Origin of the sequence: Nocardioides psychrotolerans, assembly GCF_943371775.1 — a bacterium.
Classification (GTDB): domain Bacteria; phylum Actinomycetota; class Actinomycetes; order Propionibacteriales; family Nocardioidaceae; genus Nocardioides; species Nocardioides psychrotolerans_A.
Window position 1 is genome coordinate 1 of the sequence record NZ_CALRWD010000126.1, and the last position, 7135, is coordinate 7135.

A 7135-nucleotide genomic window follows, 5' to 3' on the forward strand; every position below is an offset into this window, starting at 1 on the left:
CCCCCCCCCCCACCCCCCGCGGCCACGTTAGGTTGGATGACGATGACCCAGGTGCCGGCTGCCACACGCGCGCTGAGGGTGCTCACCTTCCTCGCCAGCCAGCCCGACCCGGTCCCCCTCGAGCGGATCGCGCGCGAGTGCGGTCTGCCGCGCAGCACCGCCTACCACCTGCTGGCGGCGATGATCGCCGAGGGCTACGTCGTCCACCTCGCCGAGGAGCGTCGCTACGGTCTCGGCGTCGCGGCGTTCGAGGTCGGCAGCGGCTACTCCCGCCAGGCCCCACTGCAACGCATCGCGCGCCGCCAGCTCGCCTCGCTGGTCGACCGGGTCGGTCAGTCCGCGCACCTCGCGGTGCTGCACGGACGTGACGTGCTCTACGTGGTCGAGGAGCGCGCTCCCGGCCGCCCACCTCTCGTCACCGACATCGGCGTACGCCTCCCTGCCCACCTGACCGCCAGCGGTCGAGCCCTGCTCGCGAGCCTGCCGGCCGCCCAGGTCCGGGCGCTCTACCCCTCCCCCTCCGCCTTCGTGGACCGCACCGGCACCGGCCCGCGGACCCTGAGCGCCCTGCGCTCGCTCCTGACCGACGTACGACGACGCGGCCACGCCGTCGAGGACAGCGAGGTCACCCCCGGCTTCGCGAGCGTCGCCGCGGCCGTGCTCGACCACAACGGGCACCCGGTGGCCGCCGTGGCCGTCACCTTCGAGGGCGATCCGGCCCCGATGCTGGTCGACGAGGTGCAGCAGACGGCCGCCCTGCTGACCCGCCGGATCAGCGGCCGCGCGTAACCGACACCACACCTGGTGCGTTGGGACCCTCGACAGCGCCCACCTCGTGGGTGATCCTGTCGTGACCCGAGCCAGGAGAGACCATGCGCGCACCCGACCACCGATCCCGTCGACAGCTCGCGTGGACGGCCGTGGCAGCGGGCACCATCCTCGCCGTAGCCCTCCAGGCGGTGCCCTCCTTCGGGCAGCGCACGACCAACCTCCTCGACTCCTACGACGCGAGCAAGGAGGCCGCCCTCGAGTCGCGCCCCCACGTCGACGCGCCCGGCGCGCACGGGGCCTCCGGGGACGGTCACGACCACTCCGACACGACCACCAAGAACGCCATCTCCCGGGCCGGTGAGGTCGGCGCCGACACCCAGGACCCCACCTCGGCCGCGGAGCGTCGCGCCGCGGCGGCGTACGTCGCGAGCCAGCGCCGGCTCCCCGACCCGCAGCTGCGGCGGCTCTCCCTGCTCTCGAAGCGCACCGCGGTCCCGGCGACGCGCTACGCGATGGCCGGCGGCTGCTACGCGCTGCGGGCCCCCAGCGGGGCCTACGTACGCCGTGCCGGTGACGGCGTCGCGCTGGCCCAGGTCACCCGTGCCCAGGCGGCACCGTTCTACTTCAAGGCCACCGACCTCGGCAGCTACCTCGTGTTCGGCACCCGGCGCGACTTCCTCGCGGCCGACGGGCTCGCGACCGAGCCGAGCCCCGACGCCGACTGGACCGTGCGCCAGAGCGGCAAGGGCTTCACCTTCACCCTCAGCGGCGGGCGCGACCTGCGCGCGTCCGGCAGCGCGCTCGCGATCGGCAGCACGCCCACGGCGTTCCGTCTCGAGCTCACCCGCGGCTGCACCGCCTACCCCGAGTCGCAGATCGACGTCGTCGGCAACCCGCACGGGGGCGTGTCGGACTTCCAGGAGGTGCGCGGCTACGTCGACGCCCACACCCACGGGATGGCCTTCGAGTTCCTCGGCGGCGAGGCCCACTGCGGCAAGCCCTGGGACCGCTACGGCGTGCCCTACGCCCTCGTCGACTGCGAGGACCACACGCTGACCGGTGGCAACGGCGCCGTCCTCGAGACGTTCCTCTCCGGCGAGCCCAGCCACGACCCGGTCGGCTGGCCGACCTTCAAGGACTGGCCCGCACCGGAGTCCCTGACCCACGAGGGCACCTACTACCGCTGGATGGAGCGCGCCTGGCGCGGCGGTCAGCGACTCTTCGTCAACCTGCTCGTGGAGAACAACAAGCTCTGCGAGATCTACCCCTTCAAGCGCAACTCCTGCGACGACATGGACTCGGTCCGGCTGCAGGCGCGACAGATGCACAACTTCCAGGACTACATCGACGCGCAGTTCGGCGGCCCGGGCAAGGGCTTCTACCGGATCGTCACCAACCCCTTCCAGGCCCGCAAGGTCATCAACTCCGGGCGCATGGCCGTGGTGATGGGCATCGAGACGTCCGTGCCGTTCGGCTGCACGTTCAAGCGGGTCGGGCCCGCCGAGGTGCCCGCCTGCAGCGCGGCCGAGATCGACCGGCAGCTCGACGAGGTCTATGCCATGGGCGTGCGGCAGATGGAGCTGGTCAACAAGTTCGACAACGCGCTGGCCGGCGTCGCGGGCGACGCGGGCGAGACTGGCGTGATCATCAACGGCGCCAACTTCCTCGAGACCGGCACCTTCTGGGACATGAAGAGCTGCTCGCCGGCCGACGGCGAGACCACCGACCGGCCCCAGCTCGCGGTGCCCGAGATCGACCCGCAGCAGCAGGACGCGCTCTTCGGGGCCGTCGGGCAGCTCTTCGGCCCGATCCTGCCCGCGATCCCGCTCTACGGACCTCCGGGGCACTGCAACGCCCGTGGTCTGACCGACCTCGGCGCGAAGACCATCTCCGGCCTCGCCAAGCGCAAGATGATCTTCGACCCCGACCACCTCAGCGTGAAGGCACGCAAGGCCGCGGTGAACCAGATCGCGCGGATGGACTACCCCGGGATCATCTCCAGCCACTCCTGGTCGACTCCTGACACCTACCCCCGGATCTACAAGCTGGGCGGCTTCATCACCCCCTACGCCGGCGACTCGACCGGCTTCGTCGAGAAGTGGCGCCGACACCTCGGCTGGGCCGACGAGCGCTACTACTACGGCATGGGCTTCGGCGCAGACATCAACGGTCTCGGCGCCCAGGGCTCGGCCCGCGGCACCGACGTCGCCAACAAGGTGACCTACCCCTTCAAGGGCCTCAACGGCATCACCATCAAGCGGCAGCGCGCCGGCCAGCGGGTCTACGACATCAACCGGGACGGGGTCGCGCAGTACGGCCTCTACCCCGACTGGATCGAGGACCTGCGCAAGGTCGCCGGACGTCAGGGCTCGGCCATCGTCGACGACATGTCGCGGGGCGCCGAGGCCTACCTGCAGATGTGGGAGCGCACCGAGGGGATCGCGGCCGACTCGTGCCGCAACCCGGACCTGCGCAAGCCGGTGGGGGTCGTGGAGCGTCTCGTGCGCCGCGGCATGACCACGCGCGCCGTGATGCAGGCGGTCGGCCAGCCCTACCAGCGTCTGGGCACGTCGTACGCCTTCTGCGCGCGCAGCGCCGGCGACCCGAAGGTGATGATGACGGTGCGCTTCACCGAGGCCGGAAAGGTCCGGCAAGTTACCAGTCGGTAGGATCCTTCTCACCCCCGCGAGGGACTGACGTGCTGGGCGTGGGCCAATAGGCTCACCCCCGCCGGTCGCGCTCTCGTCGGCACCCGATCCACGAGGAGTCCTCGCGCATGCAGATCGTCGCCATCGTCATCTCGCTGGCCTTCACCGCCGTCGCGGTGGTCCTGACCACGCGGGCCGTCCGGTCCATGGTCGCCACCATGAAGATCGGTCAGCCGGCGCTGGGCCGCACGGACCAGCCCGTCGCCCGCACGGTGACGATGGTCAAGGAGACGTTCCTCCACACCCGGATGCTCCAGTGGACCGTCGTCGGGATCATGCACTGGTTCGTCTACCTGGCGTTCCTCATCCTCTCCTCGGCGGTCTTCACCGGCTACTTCCAGCTCTTCGACCCCGAGTTCGCGCTGCCGGTCATCGGCCACTTCTTCCTCTTCGAGTGGGTCTCCGAGGCCATCGGCCTGCTGAGCACGGTCGGCATCCTCTACCTGATCTACTACCGCCAGAAGCACCACCCTCGCTCGCTGGGCCGCAAGAGCCGCTTCTTCGGCTCCACGATGTGGCAGGCCTACTTCGTCGAGGTCATGGCGCTGCTCGAGGGCGGCGCGATCCTCTTCATCCGCGGCGCGGAGTACAACCTCGGCCAGGCCCACGGCGAGACCGACAAGTACAGCGCGTTCCACTTCCCGATCAGCCAGTTCTTCGGCAACCTCTACCCCACCGGTGAGGACTCGATCGGCACGCTCGAGAACATCATCATCGCGATCGCCATGTTCAAGATCCTGCTCGCGATGGTCTGGCTGATCGTGATCTCGGCCAACCTGACGATGGGTGTCGCCTGGCACCGCTTCACCGCGTGGCCCAACATCTGGTTCAAGCGTGAGTCCTCGGGCCGCACCGCGCTCGGCGCGGTCAAGCCGCTCACCTCCGAGGGCAAGGCGATCACCCTCGACGACATCGACGACCTCGACGAGGACTCCACGCTCGGCGTCGGCTCGATCGAGGACTTCTCCTGGAAGGGCATCCTCGACTTCACGACCTGCACCGAGTGCGGTCGCTGCCAGTCGCAGTGCCCCGCGTGGAACACCGAGAAGCCGCTGTCGCCCAAGCTGCTGATCACCGCGATGCGCGACCACGCCTACGCCAAGGCGCCCTACCTCCAGGCCGCCGAGGGCGACCGCGCCGCCCTCCTCGAGGGCAACGACACCCTCCAGAAGGAGGTCGACCGCCCGCTCGTCGGCGACACCGGCGACGACTGGTTCTACAACCCCGACAGCGGCGCCGCGGTCATCGACCCCGACGTGCTGTGGAACTGCACCTCCTGCGGCGCCTGCGTCCAGCAGTGCCCCGTCGACATCGAGCACGTCGACCACATCATCGACATGCGCCGCTACGCCGTGCTGGTCGAGTCCAACTTCCCCGCCGAGCTCAACGGTCTCTTCAAGGGCCTCGAGAACAAGGGCAACCCCTGGAACATGTCGCCCTCGGCGCGCATGGACTGGGCCAAGGGCCTCGACTTCGAGGTCAAGGTCGTGGGCGAGACGATCGAGTCCCTCGACGAGGTCGAGTGGCTCTTCTGGGTCGGCTGCGCCGGCGCCTACGAGGACCGCGCCAAGAAGACGACCCGCGCGGTCGCCGAGCTGCTCGACATGGCCGGGGTCTCCTTCGGGGTGCTCGGCAACGGCGAGACCTGCACCGGGGACCCGGCCCGTCGTGCCGGCAACGAGTTCGTCTTCCAGGGCCTGGCCCAGCAGAACGTCGAGGTCATGACCGAGGCGAAGGCCAAGAAGGTCGTCTCGACCTGCGCCCACTGCTTCAACACCCTCAAGAACGAGTACAAGGACTTCGGCATCGAGCTCGAGGTCGTGCACCACACCCAGCTCCTCAACCGCCTCGTGCGCGAGGGCAAGCTGACCCCGGTCAAGGACGGCGAGGGCGCCCACAAGCGCTCGATCACCTACCACGACCCCTGCTACATCGGTCGCCACAACGGCGTCTACACGCCGCCTCGCGAGCTGCTCCAGGTCCTGCCGGGCGCGGAGTTCGTCGAGATGGAGCGCAACTCCGAGCGGTCCTTCTGCTGCGGCGCCGGTGGCGCGCGCATGTGGATGGAGGAGAACATCGGTGAGCGGATCAACATCAACCGCACCAAGGAGGCCGTCGGCACCGGCGCCGACCAGATCGCCGTCGGCTGCCCCTTCTGCCGCGTGATGCTCTCCGACGGGCTCACCATGCAGCAGTCCAAGGGCGAGGCCCGCGAGGAGGTCGAGGTCCTCGACGTCGCGCAGATGCTGCTCGCGTCGGTCAAGGGCGAGTCCGCCACCAAGGCGCTGCCCGGCTCGTCCGCCGCCGCTGCTCCTGCCGCCAAGGCTGCTCCGGCCGAGGCTGCTCCGGCCGAGTCCGCTCCCGAGAAGGACGTTGCCACCAAGGCCGAGCCCGAGGCCGGCGACGAGACCATCACCGAGGACACCGTCACCGAGACCGCCGACGCCGGCCCCCTGGCCAAGGCCAGCGGCGGGTCGTCGCTCTTCGACACCCCCGAGGCGAAGGCACCGGCCGCCACGGCCGACCCCGACGCGTCGGTCGCCGAGGAGGCCTCGGCCGCGCCGAAGCCTGCTGCCCCCGGCGGATCGCTCTTCGACCTGGGTGGCGGCGAGCCCGACGAGAAGCCTGCTGCCAAGGCCGCGCCTGCGGAGAAGGCTGCCGAGCCGGCTGCTGCCCCTGCCAAGGCCGCGCCTGCTGACGGGCTGGGCACCGGCGGGTCGCTCTTCGACCTCGGCGGTGACGAGGTCCCGGCAGCTCCCGCCAAGGCGGAGCCTGCTGCCAAGGCCGAGCCCAAGGCTGCCCCTGCCAAGGCCGAGCCTGCTGCCAAGCCCGCTGCCGATCTCGGCTCGGGAGGCTCGCTCTTCGACATCAGCGCCGACGAGCCGGCTGCGCCTGCCGCTCCTGCCGCTCCTGCCGCCAAGGCGGAGCCGAAGGCTGCCGAGCCCGAGCCGGCCGAGGAGCCCGCCGCCAAGGCTGCTCCGAAGCCGGCCGCCGACCTGGGGTCGGGCGGTTCGCTCTTCGACATCGCCTCCCCCGAGCCGACTGCTCCCGCGCCGGCTGCCAAGGCCGAGCCGACCCCGGAGCCCGAGCCGGAGCCCGAGGTCGAGCCCGAGCCGGAGGCCCCGGTCGCGGACACGCCGGCCGATGAGGCACCTGCCGCCAAGGCCGCACCGGCCGCACCGGCAGCCCAGCCCTCGACGGAGATCCCCGAGGGGGGCTCGCTCTTCGACATCGTCGCCGCCGAGCCCGCTCCGGCACCCGCCAAGCCGGCCGCCCCCGCCCAGCCGGCGGCGGAGGCCGAGCCCGAGGTCCAGTCGGAGCCGGAGCCGGAGCCCGAGCCGGAGCCGACCGAGGCAGCCGAGCCTGCGACGGACCTGTCGCCGGGCGCCGCGCTGAGCGCTGCCGCCACCGAGGTCGCCAGCCCCGACGCGCCGGAGCCCGCTACCGAGACGGAGACCGTCGCAGCGGAGCCCGAGGAGGCGCCGGCCGAGACGGAGCCCGAGCCCGACGCACCTGCTGAGGAGGAGCCGAAGGCCGAGGAGAAGCCCAAGCCGGTCAGCTCCGGCGAGGCGCACCAGCCCAAGACGGACGTCGAGATCTCCGACTCGGGCTCGCTCTTCGACCTCTGAGGCACCACGCTCGATCACTGCGGCGGG

Annotated in this window: 3 protein-coding genes; all 3 read left to right on the top strand. The window is 71.0% G+C overall.

Translation table 11 applies throughout. From position 1 onward, the window contains the following. Nucleotides 1-36 precede the first annotated feature (36 nt). The 3 genes from AAG827_RS21650 (at nt 37) to AAG827_RS21660 (ending at nt 7108) form a co-directional block, all read left to right on the top strand. Nucleotides 37-789: an IclR family transcriptional regulator gene (locus AAG827_RS21650; RefSeq protein WP_341928280.1), complete on the top strand. Its 753-nt coding sequence runs from the start codon at nt 37-39 to the stop codon at nt 787-789. Nucleotides 790-872: 83 nt separating this feature from the next. Further along, nucleotides 873-3440, top strand: coding sequence for a hypothetical protein (locus AAG827_RS21655; RefSeq protein WP_341928281.1), 2568 nt, complete (start codon nt 873-875; stop codon nt 3438-3440). 107 nt (nt 3441-3547) lie between these two features. After that, the gene (locus AAG827_RS21660) at nt 3548-7108 is read left to right on the top strand and encodes a (Fe-S)-binding protein (protein ID WP_341928282.1); all 3561 of its coding nucleotides are present in this window, start codon (nt 3548-3550) and stop codon (nt 7106-7108) included. Nucleotides 7109-7135 lie beyond the last annotated feature (27 nt).

Bases quoted from the DNA above. Each gene is read 5' to 3' on its own strand.
- AAG827_RS21650 (WP_341928280.1), top strand. From the start codon at position 37: ATGACGATGACCCAGGTGCCGGCTGCCACACGCGCGCTGAGGGTGCTC.
- AAG827_RS21655 (WP_341928281.1), top strand. From the start codon at position 873: ATGCGCGCACCCGACCACCGATCCCGTCGACAGCTCGCGTGGACGGCC.
- AAG827_RS21660 (WP_341928282.1), top strand. From the start codon at position 3,548: ATGCAGATCGTCGCCATCGTCATCTCGCTGGCCTTCACCGCCGTCGCG.